19 protein-coding genes are annotated in these 15,635 nt (G+C 64.5%); 12 read left to right on the plus strand and 7 right to left on the minus strand.

Annotated elements, in window-relative coordinates; translation table 11 throughout:
• Positions 1-122 precede the first annotated feature (122 nt).
• Positions 123-875, plus strand: a complete 753-nt coding sequence (locus ACSQ86_RS25335; protein WP_436309790.1) for a tetratricopeptide repeat protein — start codon at positions 123-125, stop codon at positions 873-875.
• 40 nt (positions 876-915) lie between these two features.
• On the opposite strand, the gene ACSQ86_RS25340 is transcribed toward ACSQ86_RS25335, so the two are convergent.
• From ACSQ86_RS25340 to ACSQ86_RS25350, 3 genes are read right to left on the minus strand one after another with little or no spacing between them, the layout of a single operon-like run.
• Positions 916-1,764 carry a fumarylacetoacetate hydrolase family protein gene (locus tag ACSQ86_RS25340; RefSeq protein ID WP_436305541.1) on the minus strand — a complete coding sequence of 283 codons (849 nt, stop codon included), beginning with the start codon at positions 1,762-1,764 and terminating at the stop codon, positions 916-918.
• Between the two features lie 22 nt (positions 1,765-1,786).
• Positions 1,787-2,533, minus strand: coding sequence for an SDR family NAD(P)-dependent oxidoreductase (locus ACSQ86_RS25345; protein ID WP_436305542.1), 747 nt, complete (start codon positions 2,531-2,533; stop codon positions 1,787-1,789).
• Positions 2,530-3,264 (minus strand): SDR family oxidoreductase, encoded by a 735-nt coding sequence (locus ACSQ86_RS25350; RefSeq protein ID WP_436293708.1) that lies wholly within the window; start codon positions 3,262-3,264, stop codon positions 2,530-2,532. The genes ACSQ86_RS25345 and ACSQ86_RS25350 overlap by 4 nt, the downstream gene beginning before the upstream one ends.
• 150 nt (positions 3,265-3,414) lie before the next feature.
• Between ACSQ86_RS25350 and ACSQ86_RS25355 the strand changes: the two genes are divergently transcribed.
• Genes ACSQ86_RS25355 through ACSQ86_RS25365 form a run of 3 tightly spaced genes read left to right on the plus strand, consistent with a single transcriptional unit; the run spans position 3,415 to position 6,744 of the window.
• Positions 3,415-4,122, plus strand: coding sequence for a FadR/GntR family transcriptional regulator (locus tag ACSQ86_RS25355; protein ID WP_436305543.1), 708 nt, complete (start codon positions 3,415-3,417; stop codon positions 4,120-4,122).
• A 19-nt stretch (positions 4,123-4,141) separates the two neighbouring features.
• Positions 4,142-5,668 carry a UxaA family hydrolase gene (locus tag ACSQ86_RS25360; RefSeq protein WP_436305544.1) on the plus strand — a complete coding sequence of 509 codons (1,527 nt, stop codon included), beginning with the start codon at positions 4,142-4,144 and terminating at the stop codon, positions 5,666-5,668.
• A 17-nt stretch (positions 5,669-5,685) separates the two neighbouring features.
• Positions 5,686-6,744: a malate/lactate/ureidoglycolate dehydrogenase gene (locus tag ACSQ86_RS25365; RefSeq protein WP_436305545.1), complete on the plus strand. Its 1,059-nt coding sequence runs from the start codon at positions 5,686-5,688 to the stop codon at positions 6,742-6,744.
• Between the two features lie 50 nt (positions 6,745-6,794).
• On the opposite strand, the gene ACSQ86_RS25370 is transcribed toward ACSQ86_RS25365, so the two are convergent.
• Together ACSQ86_RS25370 and ACSQ86_RS25375 are read right to left on the minus strand one after the other, a co-directional pair.
• Complete coding sequence (locus tag ACSQ86_RS25370; protein WP_436309791.1) at positions 6,795-7,385, minus strand: hypothetical protein; 591 nt, start codon at positions 7,383-7,385, stop codon at positions 6,795-6,797.
• A 14-nt stretch (positions 7,386-7,399) separates the two neighbouring features.
• A complete protein-coding gene (locus tag ACSQ86_RS25375) occupies positions 7,400-7,966 on the minus strand; it encodes a hypothetical protein (protein WP_436309792.1) in 567 nt (188 codons plus the stop codon).
• Between the two features lie 265 nt (positions 7,967-8,231).
• On the opposite strand from ACSQ86_RS25375, the gene ACSQ86_RS25380 reads away from it, so the two are divergent.
• From ACSQ86_RS25380 to ACSQ86_RS25400, 5 genes are all read left to right on the plus strand, one after another.
• Positions 8,232-8,564: a hypothetical protein gene (locus ACSQ86_RS25380; protein ID WP_436305548.1), complete on the plus strand. Its 333-nt coding sequence runs from the start codon at positions 8,232-8,234 to the stop codon at positions 8,562-8,564.
• 26 nt (positions 8,565-8,590) lie between these two features.
• Complete coding sequence (locus ACSQ86_RS25385; protein ID WP_436309793.1) at positions 8,591-10,036, plus strand: hypothetical protein; 1,446 nt, start codon at positions 8,591-8,593, stop codon at positions 10,034-10,036.
• A 114-nt stretch (positions 10,037-10,150) separates the two neighbouring features.
• Positions 10,151-10,531 (plus strand): response regulator, encoded by a 381-nt coding sequence (locus ACSQ86_RS25390; RefSeq protein WP_436305551.1) that lies wholly within the window; start codon positions 10,151-10,153, stop codon positions 10,529-10,531.
• A gap of 138 nt (positions 10,532-10,669) precedes the next feature.
• Positions 10,670-11,800 carry a sensor histidine kinase gene (locus tag ACSQ86_RS25395; protein ID WP_436306356.1) on the plus strand — a complete coding sequence of 377 codons (1,131 nt, stop codon included), beginning with the start codon at positions 10,670-10,672 and terminating at the stop codon, positions 11,798-11,800.
• Positions 11,801-12,122: 322 nt separating this feature from the next.
• A complete protein-coding gene (locus ACSQ86_RS25400) occupies positions 12,123-12,923 on the plus strand; it encodes a hypothetical protein (protein ID WP_436309794.1) in 801 nt (266 codons plus the stop codon).
• Between the two features lie 180 nt (positions 12,924-13,103).
• On the opposite strand, the gene ACSQ86_RS25405 is transcribed toward ACSQ86_RS25400, so the two are convergent.
• Positions 13,104-13,415: a hypothetical protein gene (locus ACSQ86_RS25405; protein WP_436296559.1), complete on the minus strand. Its 312-nt coding sequence runs from the start codon at positions 13,413-13,415 to the stop codon at positions 13,104-13,106.
• A gap of 73 nt (positions 13,416-13,488) precedes the next feature.
• A complete protein-coding gene (locus tag ACSQ86_RS25410) occupies positions 13,489-13,698 on the minus strand; it encodes a hypothetical protein (RefSeq protein ID WP_436305552.1) in 210 nt (69 codons plus the stop codon).
• 265 nt (positions 13,699-13,963) lie between these two features.
• Here ACSQ86_RS25410 and ACSQ86_RS25415 point away from each other — a divergent pair, with 265 nt between their 5' ends.
• From ACSQ86_RS25415 to ACSQ86_RS25425, 3 genes are all read left to right on the plus strand, one after another.
• Positions 13,964-14,524, plus strand: a complete 561-nt coding sequence (locus ACSQ86_RS25415; protein ID WP_436295281.1) for a hypothetical protein — start codon at positions 13,964-13,966, stop codon at positions 14,522-14,524.
• A gap of 107 nt (positions 14,525-14,631) precedes the next feature.
• Complete coding sequence (locus ACSQ86_RS25420) at positions 14,632-14,976, plus strand: putative quinol monooxygenase (RefSeq protein WP_436305553.1); 345 nt, start codon at positions 14,632-14,634, stop codon at positions 14,974-14,976.
• 16 nt (positions 14,977-14,992) lie between these two features.
• Positions 14,993-15,541, plus strand: coding sequence for an alpha/beta fold hydrolase (locus tag ACSQ86_RS25425; RefSeq protein ID WP_436305554.1), 549 nt, complete (start codon positions 14,993-14,995; stop codon positions 15,539-15,541).
• Positions 15,542-15,635: the final 94 nt, after the last annotated feature.

Here is a 15,635-nt window from a genome sequence, read left to right on the forward strand (position 1 = left end):
GACATGCCCTGAATGTTTGTGCAGTTCTAATGTTCTGTCAATGAGACATTTGAAGTCGGCGCGGGCCCTCTGTCCTGGGGACGCGTGTTCAGCTAAGCTCGCCCGCAGAGGAGGAGGGAAACGTGAGGACATTCCTGCTGGCGCTGGCGATGACCGTCGCCTTCCTCGCTTCCGGCTGCGCGACCGGCCCGGGTGCCAAGGCAACGGCGCCCATCGCGAAGGAGACACAGGCACAGGACTTGGCCGACTTCCAGAAGGCGAGCCTTCTGGTCTTCAAGCAAGCCAAGCCTGCGGAAGGTCTGCAAGTGATCGATGGATTGATCGGTCGCTTCGAGGCCCGATACCGCGACAGCAAGCAGCGCATCTACAGCGCGCGCACCTTGCCCGAAAGCCTCTACTACATGACCCAGGCGGCGAGCGATCGGAAGGATGCGATCGACGTCGGCCCGACCTGGGGCCATGCCCAATACCTCAAGGGCTATGCGCTGATCGAACTGAAGCGAGTTCCCGAAGGACGCCGCGCGATCGAGCGCGCGATCGAGCTCTCGCCTGCCAATGCGCAATTCCGCTCGGAGCTCGGCCACACCTACCAGGTCGACAAGAACTGGCCGAAGGCGCTCGAGATCTTCACCGAGGCCGAGCGCCTCATCGAGTTTTCCAAGGACGACGAAAGGGTTCGCCACCAAACCCGCGCACTGCGCGGCCAGGGCTTCGCCCTCATCGAGATGGGCCGTCTCGACGAAGCCGAGAGCCGCTATCGCCGCTGCCTCGAACTCGATGCCGGCGACAGGCGGGCGCAGACGGAGTTGCGCCTCATCGACAGTCTTCGCGCGCGCGATCGTACGACGCTTCCCGGACGCCCCACGCCGCTTTGAAGACAAAAAGCGGCGGCAAGCAGGCCGCCGCCTCGCGCGTTCAAAGCTTGAACGCCACCACGTCCTGCCGCTGCTCCCCCAGCCCCTCGATGCCCAGCGTCATCACGTCGCCCTTCTTCAAATAGAGCGGCGGCTTCATGCCGAGGCCGACGCCGGGCGGCGTGCCGGTGGTGATGACGTCGCCGGGCACAAGCGTCATGAACTGGCTCACGTAGCTCACGATCTTGGCGATGTTGAAGATCATGGTCTTCGTGTTGCCGGTCTGCATGCGCTTGCCGTTGAGGTCGAGCCACATCGCGAGCTTCTGCGGGTTGGGCACTTCGTCGCGCGTCACGAGCCAGGGGCCGATGGGGCCGAAGGTGTCGCAGCCCTTGCCCTTGTCCCAAGTGCCGCCGCGCTCGATCTGGAATTCGCGCTCGCTCACGTCGTTGATGACGCAGTAGCCGGCCACGTAGTCGAGCGCGCTCTTCTGCGAGACGTAGCGCGCCTGGGCGCCGATCACCACGCCGAGCTCCACCTCCCAGTCGCTCTTGACCGAGTTCTTGGGCAGCATGACCGGATCGTTCGGGCCCTGGATGCAGCTCGTGGCCTTCGTGAAGACCACTGGCTCGGCCGGGATCGGCAGGCCCGACTCGGCCGCGTGGTCGGCGTAGTTGAGGCCGATGGCGATGAACTTGCCGACATCGGCGACCGGGCTGCCGTAGCGCGGCTTGCCCTTGACCAGCGGCAGCTTGTCGGTCTTCAGCTTGCGCAGCTTGGCCAGCGCGGCATCGCCCAGCTGCTTGGGGCCGATGTCCTCGACCACCGCGCTCAGGTCGCGCAGCAGACCCTTGTCGTCGATGAGGCCGGGCTTCTCCTTGCCGGGGTTGCCATAGCGAACGAGTTTCATGTGTGCCTTTCTTGTTGCGAGTTCAGTAAGTGGAGCGGCCGCCGGACAGGTCGAACACGGCGCCGGTGGAGAAGGAGCAATCTTCGGTGCAAAGCCAGCTCACCATCGCGGCGATCTCCTCCACCGTGCCGAAGCGCCCCATCGGGATCTTCGAGAGCATGAAGGCGATGTGCTCGGGCGTCATCTGGTCGAAGATCGCGGTCTTCACCGCGGCCGGCGTCACGCAGTTGACGCGGATGCCGGTGTCGGCCAGCTCCTTGCCGAGCGACTTGGTGAGCGCGATCACGGCCGCCTTGCTGGCGCTGTAGGCGCTAGCGTTGGGATTGCCGTCCTTGCCAGCGACCGAGGCGATGTTGACGATGCGGCCATGACCCTGCTTGCGCATCTGCGGCACGACCTCGCGGCAGCAGAGAAAAACACCGTTGATGTTGACCTCCATCACCTCGCGCCATGCATCCACCGGATAGTCCCAGAGCCGGGTGTTGGGCCCGGTGATGCCGGCGCTGTTGACCAGCGCATCGATGCGCTTCGCCTGCGCCAGCGTGTCCGCCACGGCCTTCGCCACCGAGGGCTGCTGCGACACGTCGACCGCGAGCGCGAAGGCCTTGGCGCCGAGCGCCCAGGCCGCCTTGGTGACCGCTTCGCTGTCGCGGTCCCACAAGGTCACGCTGCCGCCGGAGGCGATGAGCCGCTGCGCGATGCCGTAGCCCAGGCCCGTCGCGCCGCCGGTGACGACCGCGTGCCGGCCGGCGAAATCGAGCTGGTTCATATGGTGATACCGCCGTCGGCCGCGTAGGCCTGGCCGGTGACGAACTGCGATTCGTCGCTGGCGAGGAACACGACCAGCGGCGCGATCTCTTCTGCCTGCGCCAGCCGGCCCATCGGCTGGCGCGCGATGAAAGCCTTGCGCGCTTCGACCGGGTCGGCATTGGCGTTGATGCGCTCGCCCAGCGAGGGCGTGTCCACCGTGCCGGGGCACACCGCATTGCAGCGGATGCCCTGCCCCACGTAGTCGGCCGCGACACTCTTGGTGAGCCCCAGCACCGCGGCCTTGGTGGTGCCGTAGACGCAGCGGTTCGGCAGGCCCTTGATGCTCGAACACACGCTGGCCATGTTGATGATGCTGCCGCGGCCCGCGGCCAGCATGCCGGGCAGCACGGCCTGGATCAGCCAGAACTGGGCCCGCACGTTGAGCCGGAAGGCGAAGTCGAGGTCGTCGTCGGTGGCCTGCAGCGCGGCGCCGTTGTGCACCACGCCAGCGCAGTTGAACAGGATGTCGAGCGTGGGCAGGGTCTTGGTGAAGGCGTCGATCGCGGCCTTGTCGAGCACGTCGAGCTTGGCGGCCTGGATGTTGGCGACGCCTGCGTAGCGCGCGAGCAGCTTCTCGTTGACGTCGGTGGCCCAGACCTGCGCGCCCTCGGCGGCGAGTGCGAGTGCGCTGGCATGGCCGATGCCCTGCCCGGCCGCGGTCACGAGCGCGGTCTTGCCCTTGAGTCTCATGGGATGTCCTCGTTGGAATCTGGGTCGAAAAAGGGACGCGATGCAGGCGTTCAGGGTTTGGCCCGATGGCTGCATCTCGGGGAGAATCGTATTCTGAATTGGCCTTACCACTTGTCCAATTCAGGACAACCCTTAAACCCATTGACCCACGTGCCCCTGCAGACCGTCGAACCCAGACGCCTTTACCGCCAGATCGCCGACCAGCTGCGCGCGCTGATCGCCAAGGGCGAGTTCGCGGCCGGCGCGCGCCTGCCGGCCGAACGCGACCTGGCCAAGCAGCTGGGCGTGAGCCGGCCCTCGGTGCGCGAGGCGCTGATCGCGCTCGAGGTCGAGGGCTGGGTCGAGGTGCGCACCGGCTCGGGCGTCTACGTGCTCGACCGCTCGCACCGCGCCGCGGCGCCCGTGGCCGCCACCGAATGGGGCCCGCTCGAATTGATCCGCGCCCGCCGCGTGGTCGAGGGCGAGACCGCGGCGATCGCGGCGGGGCTCGCCAAGCGCAAGGATATCGATGCGATGACGCGCGCCATCGAACGCATGCGCGAGCTGGCCGACCGCAACCTGATGCCGCTCGATGGCGACCGCGCCTTCCACCTTGCGATCGTCGAATGCTGCGGCAACGTGGTGCTTTCCGAAACGGTGCAGGCCTTCTGGGATTCGCGCAAGGGGCCCATCTTCACGCGGCTGGGCGGCTACTTCGAGACCGTGAATTCGTGGCGCAGCGCCATCGCCGAGCACGAGGCGATCCGCGACGCGATCGCCGCGCGCGACGCCGACGCGGCGCGCCGCGCGATGCACGCGCACATGGACAAATCGCACCAGCGATTCAGCGCGAGCTGGCGCCGCGCGAATGCCGCTTGATACTTCAAGGACACACACGATGAACCCCTTTATCCGCCTCCACCCCGCCGACGATGTCGTCATTGCGCGCGGCCAGCTGCTCGGCGGCACGCCGGTCGAAGGCGTCGCCGCGCGCGGCCTGATCCCGCCCGGCCACAAGATCGCCATTCGCGCCATCGCCCAGGGCGAGCCGGTGCGCCGCTACAACCAGATCATCGGCTTCGCGAGCAAGCCGATCGCGCCCGGCGAGCACGTGCACACGCACAACCTCGACATGGGCCCCGACAAGGGCCACTTCGACCGCGACTACGCCTACGGCGCCGACGTGAAGCCGCCGCCCGCGCGGCGCGAAGCCACCTTCATGGGCATCAAGCGCGCCGACGGCCGCGTGGCCACGCGCAACTACATCGGCGTGCTGACCAGCGTGAACTGCTCGGCCACCGCGGCGCGCGCCATTGCCGACCACTTCTCGCGCAAGACCAATCCGGCCGCACTCGCGGACTACCCCAACGTCGACGGCGTGGTCGCGCTCACGCACGGCACCGGCTGCGGCATGGACACCGGCGGGATGGGCATGCAGATCCTCGAACGCACGCTCACCGGCTACGCCACGCACGCCAACTTCGCCGCCGTGCTGGTGGTCGGCCTGGGCTGCGAGGCCAACCAGATCAACGCCTGGCTCGCGACCGGCAACCTCGCCGAGGGCGAGAACTTCCGCGTCTTCAACATCCAGGACACGGGCGGCACGCGCAAGACGGTGGAAAAAGGCGTGGCGCTCATCAACGAAATGCTGCCGCGCGCCAACGCGGTGAAGCGCGAGCCCTGCAGCGCGGCGCACATCACCATCGGCCTGCAGTGCGGCGGCTCGGACGGCTATTCGGGCATCAGCGCCAATCCGGCGCTGGGCGCCGCGGTCGACCTGCTGGTGGCGCACGGCGGCACCGCCATCCTGTCGGAAACGCCCGAGGTCTATGGCGCCGAGCACCTGCTCACGCGCCGCGCGGTAAAGCGCGAAGTGGGCGAGAAGCTGGTCGAGCGCATCCACTGGTGGGAGCACTACACCGAGATCAACGAGGGCGAGATGAACAACAACCCCTCGCCCGGCAACAAGGCCGGCGGGCTCACCACCATCCTCGAGAAATCGCTGGGCGCGGTGGCCAAGGGCGGCACCAGCAACCTCGAGGCGGTGTACGAATACGCCGAGCCGGTGACGGCGCACGGCTTCGTCTACATGGACACGCCGGGCTACGACCCGGTGAGCGCGACCGGCCAGGTCGCGGGCGGCGCCAACATGATCTGCTTCACCACCGGCCGCGGCTCGGCCTACGGCTGCGCGCCCTCGCCCTCGCTCAAGCTCGCGACCAACTCGGCGCTGTGGCAGCGGCAGGAAGAGGACATGGACATCAACTGCGGCGAGATCGTCGAAGGCACGGTGTCGATCCAGGAGATGGGGCAGCGCATCTTCGAGCTGGTGCTGGCCACGGCCTCGGGCGAGCAGAGCAAGAGCGAGAAGCACGGCTACGGGCAGAACGAATTCGTGCCGTGGCAAGTCGGCGCGGTGATGTAGCCGGATTGGAAATTTTCATGCCCAAAACACTTCAAGCATCCACCCTCCGCGCCCAAGTCGCCGCCATCATCGCCGGCACCGGCAGCACGCCCGCCGAAGCCGAACAGGTCGCCGCCAACCTCGTGCTCGCCAACCTCAGCGGCCACGATTCGCATGGCGTGGGCATGGTCCCGCGCTATGTCGACGCCGCAGCCGAAGGCGGCCTCAAACCCAACGCCAGCGTCAAGATCAACCTCGACACCGGCCCCATGCTCGCTCTCGACGGCCAGCGCGGCTACGGCCAGATCGTCGGCGTGCAGGCGATGGAACTCGCCATCGCGCGCGCCAAGCAGCACGGCAGCTGCATCCTCTCGCTCGCCAACGCGCACCACCTGGGCCGCATCGGCCACTTCGCCGAGATGGCGACCGCGCAGGGCCTGGTGGCGATGCACTTCGTCAACGTGCTCTCGCGCCCCGTGGTCGCGCCCTGGGGCGGCGGCGACGGGCGCTTCGGCACCAACCCGTGCTGCATCGGCATACCGATCAAGGGCGCAGAGCCCTTCATCCTCGACTACGCGACCAGCCGAGTGGCGCAGGGCAAGATGCGCGTGGCCCACAACAAGGGCGAGCGCGTGCCGCCCGGCTACCTGATCGACGAGCACGGCGCGCCCACCGACGACCCCGGCGTGGTCGTCGTGCCCCAGAGCAACGGCCTCTTCGGCGCGCTGATGACCTTCGGCGAACACAAGGGCTACGGCATGGCGGTGGCCTGCGAGCTGCTCGGCGGCGCGCTGACCGGCGGCGGCACCTGGCACCGCCCCGCCGACACCGCACGCACGGTGCTCAACGGCATGCTGGCGATCGTGATCGACCCGGCCAAGCTCGGCACGCAGGCCAGCTTCGAAGAGGAGGCGAGCGCTTTCATCGCCTGGCTGCGCCAGAGCCCGGCAGGCCAGGGTTTCGACGCGGTGCAGATCGCGGGCGAGCCCGAACGCAAGGCGCGTGCGGCGCGCGAGCGCGAGGGCATCTGGCTCGACGACGCGACCTGGGGCGAGATCGTCGCGGCCGGGGCGAAGGTGGGCGTGAGCCTCGGCTGAGGCAGCCGAAAGTCCGGCTCGCCGCCCAATCCTTCAGGCGCGACGCGCCTTCAGCGCAGCTTGTCGTTGGCCCTGATCTCGGCGCTCAGCTTGCTGGCGACATCCGAACCCGCACGGTTCGCCGCGAGGCTGAAGTTGCTCTTGAATTCGCTGAACTCCGCGTTGCCCGATCCGGCAGCACGCACGCTGGCAACTTCCTGGCCGGACGCATCCGTGACCTTGCACGCGATCTCGCTGGTAAAGCGCGTCGGCGGCCAGGTGAACGGAGACGGCGATCCGGAGGTGGTCTTGATCTCGGGCGTGAAGACCAGCGCCACGCCCGAGTCGCGCATCGCGTTGGCGTCGGCCGCCGAACGGATCACGATCACGTCCGCGTACACCGAGCGAAGCGCTTCGCGGATCGCCTTCTCCAGATCGCGATACGGGTAGTAGCTGACGCGGTCGCCGCCGCCGCCTTCTGTGGTCACTTCCTTGGCGCGGTCCGCATCGGTCATTGCATAGGCGACCTTCTTCTGGACCAACTGGGACTCGACGCGTTCCGGCGTCTTCTCGGCGCTGACCACGATGGGGTGGGCACAACCGGCGAGAACGGCAACGACCGCGGTCGCGGCACAAAGACGAACAAAACTGCGGATGGACATGGGATCTTTCTTTTTCACTTGCTGATGGCGGCGATGAACGCCGGGTCTGTGTACACCTCGCGCAGCAGCGCGCGCACGAGGTTCGGGTATTCGGCCTGCCCCTTCGGGATCGCCACCGCGCCGGCGAAGCTCGACTCGAAGCTCGTCTGCGCCGAATACACCTTGCGCAGCCTTTGCTTGCCGTCGCGGGCGACCGTCAGCTCGACGTCCATCAGCCCGGTGCCGGTCGATATGTTGGCCACCGCGATTTCGTTCTTCTGAATGACCGTGTCGATGCGCGTACGGGCGGTGGCGTCGTACAACGAGATTTCCTTCAGGTCGCCAACCAGCGCGTATTCCAGGTACTTGGCGAAAGTGCCGCTGCCCGACCGAAAACCCGCGCCGCGCAGCGACAGGTTGTTGACGGCGTTGTTCGCGTCCGTGGGCTGCACGGTCGCCACGGCGACGCGCTCCGCCGGGACGCGCTTCAGGCGGTCGAGCGCTTCGTAGTCGCTGGAGTAAGGGGGTGCGATCAGTTGCGCGCAGCCGGTGGCTAGAAGCGCAGCCGTGCACATCGAGATCAGTCTCAGGCGTGATGCCATCTCTCGCTCTTTCTTCTGGTTGTTTGAGGAGCGGGAAATGTAACTTGCTGTACAGCAAAGGCCGCCGCGCCCTGAAACTGCCCCCGGGTTTCGCAACCGTTCGTGAAATTTCTCTCTCAGGCGCCTCATGAACCGAGCGTCGGTCCCCTTCCCCCGAACGCGGGATGCCAAACGCGAAGGCGGCATTTCCGCCGCGGGGCTTCTTTTCTAGATTGCATGCACGCGCGTTTCATTCAGCGCGTGCCGATCGAAGGAAGGAAGCACCATGCAGTTCCAAAAAAATCGCCTTGCCACCGCTGCGCTCCTCGCCGCCTGCGCATGGATCGCCACCGGCTGCGACATGACGCCCGGCGTGATCTATGTTGCCAACGGCGCCGACTTCAACGTGATGAGCCTGACCGATGCGCAGGACGTCTGCGACACCCCCGGCCGCGTGGCCTACCTGAGCTGGTGGGACTCGGCGACGCTGAAGGGCTGCTGGGTCCGCGAACGCGGTGAGATCGTCGCGCGCTTTCCGGGGATGGCGGAGCGGCGGATTCCTGTGGGGGACTTTCAGCGCACCGAGCTGGCGGGGTACAGGAATTTGACGCTGGACTGAGCGCCCGGCCATACATCCTTTAGTGGATGGCGCCCGCGGGCGCGCGGGTCATCATGCGGCCTGCGACCACTCTCGGAGCCGGCAGCATGGGTTTCATCGTTCTTCCCCCCGGCAGGTGGCAGGTGATCTGCGCGAGCAGCGCGGTCTTCGAGGTCGACAACGCGGCCAGCACCGCGGACAAGCAGCTCGACTTCGGCGAAGAAACCAGGCCGCCGCTGGTCATCGACCTCGTCTCGGGCGCAATGCGCCAGCTGAAGGACGGCGAATCGTGGAACGCGGCGACCGACATCGCGGGCGCGCCGGTCTCGACCCCGCTCCCCGCCATCACCGTTGAAGCGGCGCGCGCCAGGTCGGCCACCGCACCGGCCACGCGCGCACGCGAACGGTCGATGCGCCTCGCGCCCATGGTCGACGACGCGATGAAGCTGCTTCGCCATGCGGCATCGACCAAGAGCCCCGACATCGACGACGACCTGCGCAACGCCATCATCTCGACCCACGACCTCGTCGGGCGCCACGCGGCAACGCTCGAGGACGAGCAGAAGTTCTTCAAGGCCTACCAGGAGCTGACCCGCAAGCTCGCGCCCGTGACCGCCGAAACGCTGCAGGCATCGATGCAGCGGCTGCCCCCGCTGTCGTCGCTGTTGCAGTTGCGCGGCAACTTCATGACCCGGATGTCGGGCATGACCTGGGGCCGCTTCATCCACGCGGTGCTTTTCGTCGTCGTGCTCATCATGGCCGCCCTGGCGCTGGGCCACCAGACCATCGGCAGCGCCGCGCTGGCACGCCACAAGGCGCTGAGCGACGACATCACCAAGCTGGCCGACGACAGGGTGAAGCTGCAGGCCGCGATGTTCGACAAGCAGGCGCTGGCGGACAGGGACCGGTCGGAGCCCGGGTCGCCTGCGGCGCGTGCCATTGCGAACGCGGTGCGGCAGGCCGGGGACGAACTGGTGGTGAAGAGCGAGCAGAAGAAGCAGCTCGAATCCGAAAGAGACGGCATCCCGCCGACACTGGGCCGCTGGGAGCAGCGGCCGTGCAACACGTGGCTGCTGAAGGCGTGGCTGTGCCTGGACAGCGGCAATGGCAACGGCGGCAACGTCCGCAACGGCAATGGCAACGGCACGACATCCGCCGCCGAAGTGCTCGACAGCGCCAGGACCACGCTGGACCGACTCAACCGCATCGTGCTGCCCCTGCTCTTCGGGCTGCTCGGCTCCTACTCTTACCTGCTGCGCAACATCAGCCTGGAGATTCGAGCCCAACAGTTTGCGCCGCACTCGTCACTGCACCACATCGCGCGGCTCTCGCTCGGCGCACTGGCCGGCATCGCATCGACCTGGCTGCTGACGCCGCAGCAGGTGGGGCTGTCGAGCAGTCTGCCGATATGGACGCTGGCGTTTGTGGCGGGGTACGGGACGGAGCTGGTGTTTGCGTTTATGGATCGGATTGTTTTGGCGTTCAAGGCTTAAGCAGCTTGCAGCTGCCAGCAGGTGTTGGTCCCACAAGAAGTCGGGCAGCATGCCCACCCACCTCCTTGGGCGAGTCAGGCGCCATGGGCTCCCCTCTCTCCAATGCGTGCGCCTGTGGCAGCCATCACTTATCTCGTTGAGGACAATGCGATCATCAGGGAAAACTTGATTCCTACGCTGCACGATCTTTCCAACTGCAGGGTCGTAGGGTTTGCCGAAGGCGAGCATGACGCGAGCGAGTGGCTCGACGGCCACAACGGCTCCTGGGACTTGGCGGTGGTCGACCTCTTTCTCAAGGATGGGTCAGGGCTCGGTGTTCTGAAAGGGTGCGACCACCGACAGCCGCACCAACGAGTGGTCATCCTCACGAACTACTGCACGGTCGACATCCGTGCGCGATGCATGGCTCTGGGTGCGGATGCCGTCTTCGACAAATCTACGGAACTGGACGGGTTTTTCGACTTCTGCAATGCGCCAAAAGATACCCCCATGTGACGCGCCTGGACTGCGCGAGCTGGAACTTCTCCGTGCTTTACCGCACGGACTCATCGCGCTTGAAGTCGTAGAAGAGAAGAACGAGAGTTCGGCGTTCGTCGAGATGAAGTACGTTAGAAGCTCACGAGGCGTTCCATGATGCAAAGATTCTTGATCAACAACCGGGATGAGCTGATCTCACGCTGCAAGACAAAGGTTGCGCAGAGACCCAGACGAGCCGCAACTGAACAACAGCTTGCAAATGGCGTTCCATTGTTTCTGGACCAACTGACAAGAACGCTTGCAGCGGAAAAGGCTGACGAAGCTGAGGAAGGCATCAGAATCTCGGGGGCCTCGGGCGGGGATTCGCTGGCATTGTCTGAGCTGGGCCTGAGCGCCGCTGCGCATGGAAGAGAACTGCTGAAGCTTGGCTATTCAGTCGACCAGGTCGTTCACGACTACGGCGACGTCTGCCAGGCAATCACTGATTTGGCATTTGAGAGAGACGCGCCATTCGCCATCGGGGAGTTCCGCACCCTGAATCGGTGTCTGGACAATGCCATCGCCGACGCTGTCACAGAGTTCAGTCTTCAACGCGACACACAGATCGCCCGGCAGCAAGACGTCGATGCGCACGAGCGTCTCGGCTTCCTGGTTCATGAATTGCGTAACTCCTTGGGTACGGCAATTCTTGCGGTCCGAGCCCTTGAGTTGGGCAACATGACAGTGAGCGGCGCTACTGGAGCCGTCCTGAAACGCAGCCTTTCATCGCTTGGAAATCTGATCAGTCGGTCGCTCGCCGAGGTACGCAGTAGCTCACCGGAGCAACGCCAGACATTCTCCGTAGCCTCGTTGATAACGGACGCCGAAAACGCGGCCCAACTAGTTGCAAGCGCCGCAGGTTGCACCTTTGAGGTCGCACCAGTAGACCCTCTTCTGCGCGTTAGCGCGAACCGCGAACTCTTGCTCGCTGCGTTGACCAACCTCGTGCAGAATGCGTTCAAATTCACTCGCTCTCAAACAGAGGTCATGTTGACGGCCCGCGGAGTGGGAGAGCACGTCCTCATCGAAGTCGAGGACCACTGCGGCGGGCTGTCGCCCGAAAGTGCCGCCAAGATGTTCATCCCCTTTAATCAAGGCAGTGATGACAAATCAGGCCTGGGTCTCGGTCTTTGCATCGCCCGGCAGAGCGTTGAGGCCGACTCCGGCACGTTGACTGTTCGAGACGTGCCTGGCACCGGATGCGTTTTCAGCATTCGCCTTCCGCGCTGCCCGCTAAAACCGGAATGAGCTCCGGGCGGCACGGTATCTCGTCGATGCTCCGGAAGGTGCCGTACTGATCGCATGCGCTGAGCTAGAGGCGACCATTGCCTTGAGTTTGGTATCGAACAGACCAACTGATGTTTCAGCGATAGCCTGACGTTGTGCCCATCGGGCATATCGAGCAACCTCATGGCCCTTTCGCTATTTGCCGCTGAATCCCTCGTCCGCGATTGCTGCCACCATGGCCCGGGCTAGGGGGGAGGACGCGTTCTCTCGAGGCGAACGCCGTCTGAATCTCCCCGAGTACATCGGGCTGGTGGCTTCGTGCCAGGCCGCTTTCGATGCTGTCATGGCTAAGCTGCCTCCGCGAAGCCAGATCGACCTCTGGAACGCTCTTCAGCCGCAGACCATCATCACATCCAGCGGAAAACGAATGCTTTGGGTTCTGCGTCGCGGCGTCCTGGATGACCTCGCACCCCGGGTCGAGAGCATGCTGACCCGCACCTGGCAGCCCGAGCCCACGGAGAACGACCAACTTGTCTTTCGCGCAGTGCTAGAGGCGCTCGCGACCGGCCGGGAGCGATTGAGTGAAATCACCGAGTTCTGCAACGAGATTCACCCCTGGCCTTCCGTACTGGGGGTGGCCGGCTACTTGACGGGAAACCTGGCGGCCGCGGTCAAAGTGGCCATGTGGGATGTCGTGGGCGACCGTCAGCCGCGGCGTTTGCGATTGCCCAGCTGGGTGCTGGTGGGAACGCTGCTCGACGCCCTTGGCGCCGCTTCGAGGCGGGCTCGTGCAACCCTCGCGGCACTCACTGCAGCACTGGGCACCGTCCTCGGCCCGGAGAAAATGCAGCTGACGGGTGAACACGCGCGCCTGCTGGTCGAGCTATACCGTGCCACGAACGGCGGCCGTTGGCACTCGGCCTCGGAATCGGCTCTTCGAGACGGCATGGAGTACGCCCAGCAGGGCACGGCCTTTGGTAACACGCTTGGGGACGAGTTCCAGAGTCTCTTGAAGGGGCTGACGGGGCTGCAGCTGATTCGGATAGGCCTGGAGCAGGAAATACGCTGGACCTCCCTCACCTTGATTCACCTCGCACCTGGCGAAGCCGCGGGGGAGCTGACCGCGTTCGCTTTCAAAGCGTAGTCGCCTTCGGAGGCGCGCGGCCGATGAGCGAAGACATGTTCCTTCGACCGGGCTTGATCAACGCCGCTGCGAGCACCAAAGGTCTTCAACCAACAACCGGTTCAGCAGATTCCTTGACCGAAGACGGTTTCGGGTACGCGATCCCGCCCGAGATGTGGCGGGGAGGCGTTTCTTCGGCGGCTACCAGGTCATTAGGGCCGTGTTCGCCTCGGCAACCCCGGCTTCGAACCTGCGCCGCCGCGCACTCTCCGCACTCAGCGCGGTATGCAGTAGATCGAGGTCTATCGCGCAGCCTAGAACGGCCCCCTGGATCTGGCGTGCGACCTTGGTCCGGGCAGATAAGGGTTCATCGTATGGCTCCCCGACGCTCGATCGCAGCTTTGCAATCACTGCCATCAGCAGGCGGTTCCAATCCCTAAGCACAGTGACGTCCGGGTCGGCCTCGACGCCGGCCGGGACCGAATGCGACACGTGGGTAGTCTTGTCGATCATGGTGAGTCCCGTTCGGGTTGCTTTTTCTGATGGGCCGGAATACGGGCAAAGGGTGCCTCTTGTACGGACCGCTTCAGTGCGACGTCGTTGGCCGGACGTCAGGCCATTCAACTTCCATTCCCATGACCGCTCGCGCATACAGGTAGTTGTCGCGCGCGCGCTCGGAGAGTGAGTCCATATCGACATGACCGACCGCGTCGCACGGAAAGACATAGGCGCGACGAGTGGAAATGAGAGAGCGGAAGAGCAACTCATAGCCAGTGGATGCGGGAGAAGCAATCACGACGGACTCCTTTGCGCGCGCCGGTGGTCCTGGGGGGTGAACAGAGTAAGGATTTGGATTCTCCACAACCAAGGTAGCGATTGATTGGTAGGAATACTCCTACATCCAATCGAACCTTACAAGACGTGCTTTCTTCTACGTTTGCCCAAGAAGTAGGCAGTCGAAGGCCAAAAGGATTTGGGAATGGCGGCGACCGCCGACACTGCACGCCCCAACAAAGTGCTACCACTTGGTGTCGCTGCTACCTGCGGCGCCTAGGCTCCTCATGACCTCATCTGCAGTCGACGACGCTCGACAGATATTCCTGGCGGCAACACCCGTCATCCGCATCAGCAGCCTTGGCGACAGACGCTGGAAGCGCGACGTCTCCAAGGGCCCGCAAGCCGGCGGACCCTTCCTCCGAGCCCGGTACGAAATTCTCGACGAAGCGGCATGGGAGGCGTTGAGGCCCTATCTCTACCTGGTGGCTGGCGACGACCAAGTCATCCTGTACGTGGGCATCTCTCGCAATCGGCTGCAGGACAGGTGGCATCTGTTCACTGGCTACGATGCAAAAACGGGCACTCTCTTGGTGGGAAAGCAGCTTTTTCATCGTGAGTGCTGGCTTCACTTCGAGAGCGAAAATGAAACCAACGCTGAGCGCACGTACGAGGTGCGGTGTATCGACGGAAAAGGCTTGGCGCAGGTCCTTCATCGCCTTGGGTTGCCTCTGTCGGACATCGGCGTGTTCGGTCGCAGTGATGCATCCGTCATCTCGGGCATAGAGCGGTGGATGTCACGAAGCTTTGAACTGGCGCCGTGGAATCGGAGCACGGCGCATTCCTGACATCAAGAAGGCACCTCGGAACGCGCTGAGTGCGTTAACGAACGGACGGCAGACGCTGGCGCACCTAGAACGTCCCGGATGCCACACTTTATTAGGGAAGATCGGCCATGTCGCAGTTCGTCGTCATAGTGCGCAATCGCGTGAAGCCCGGCCATGAGCAAGAGTACGTCGCCCTGGTAACGCCAGTCCTCGATGCAATGCGCCACGAGAAAACCTTCATCAATACCATGCTGCACCAGGATCCAGCAGACCCTTGCGAGTTCACGCTATACGAGACCTGGATCGACAGGGAAGACTTCCTTCGGATCCAGATGGGTCGGGCATACCGCAAAGCGTACGAGTCGCGCCTTCCGGAGATACTCGAGCGTCCGCGAGAGATGCATTACTGGAGTCCCATTCGCTGCGACTATGTTTTCGCAACGCCCGGATTGGCAGTTTTGTCGCAGCCCTGAGAGTGACTGGGGAGGCATGGTCGCCTGGCATCTCGCCGCCAGAAACCCGGACCAGTTGATTGGCGTTGCCATTCTCAACGCACCGCACCCGGCGACCTTCACCTCATTCGCACTCACTCATCCTATACAGCTTGCAAGAAGCGCCTACGTGGCCCTGTTCCAAGTTCCATGGCTGTCCGAAATCTTGCTGAGTGCCTACGAGTACGCGGCGCTGAGCTTGGCGCTCACGCGCACGAGCCGACCTGGCACGTTCAGCGATGCCATGCTCGCCCACTACCGAAGCGCCTGGTCAGAGGAAGGTGCTCTGACCACGATGCTCAACTGGTACCGTGCTATGCCGCTCGCCAAGCCTCAAACCTGCCGTATTCAAACCCCCGCCAGGGTAATTTGGGGTGATGGTGATAGCGCCTTGGAACATGGATTTGCAGAGGCCGGTATTGCCTACTGTGAACGCGGCGATGTGGTTCACATCCCAGGCGCTACGCACTGGGTTCACCACGAGGAGCCGGAGCTCGTGAACTCTCTGTTGACGGAATTCCTGGAGCCGATGCGCGCGAGCGCGTAGCAGTCACGCGAGCAGCGGCTGCCCAGCCTCAGCGGAAGAGCGCGTAGGCGTCAAATCAGTGAGCCCAGCGACACCTGGACTTCGGGTATCCATC

Origin of the sequence: Variovorax sp. LjRoot130, from assembly GCF_964253755.1 — a bacterium.
In the GTDB taxonomy this organism is placed as follows: Bacteria; Pseudomonadota; Gammaproteobacteria; order Burkholderiales; family Burkholderiaceae_C; genus Variovorax.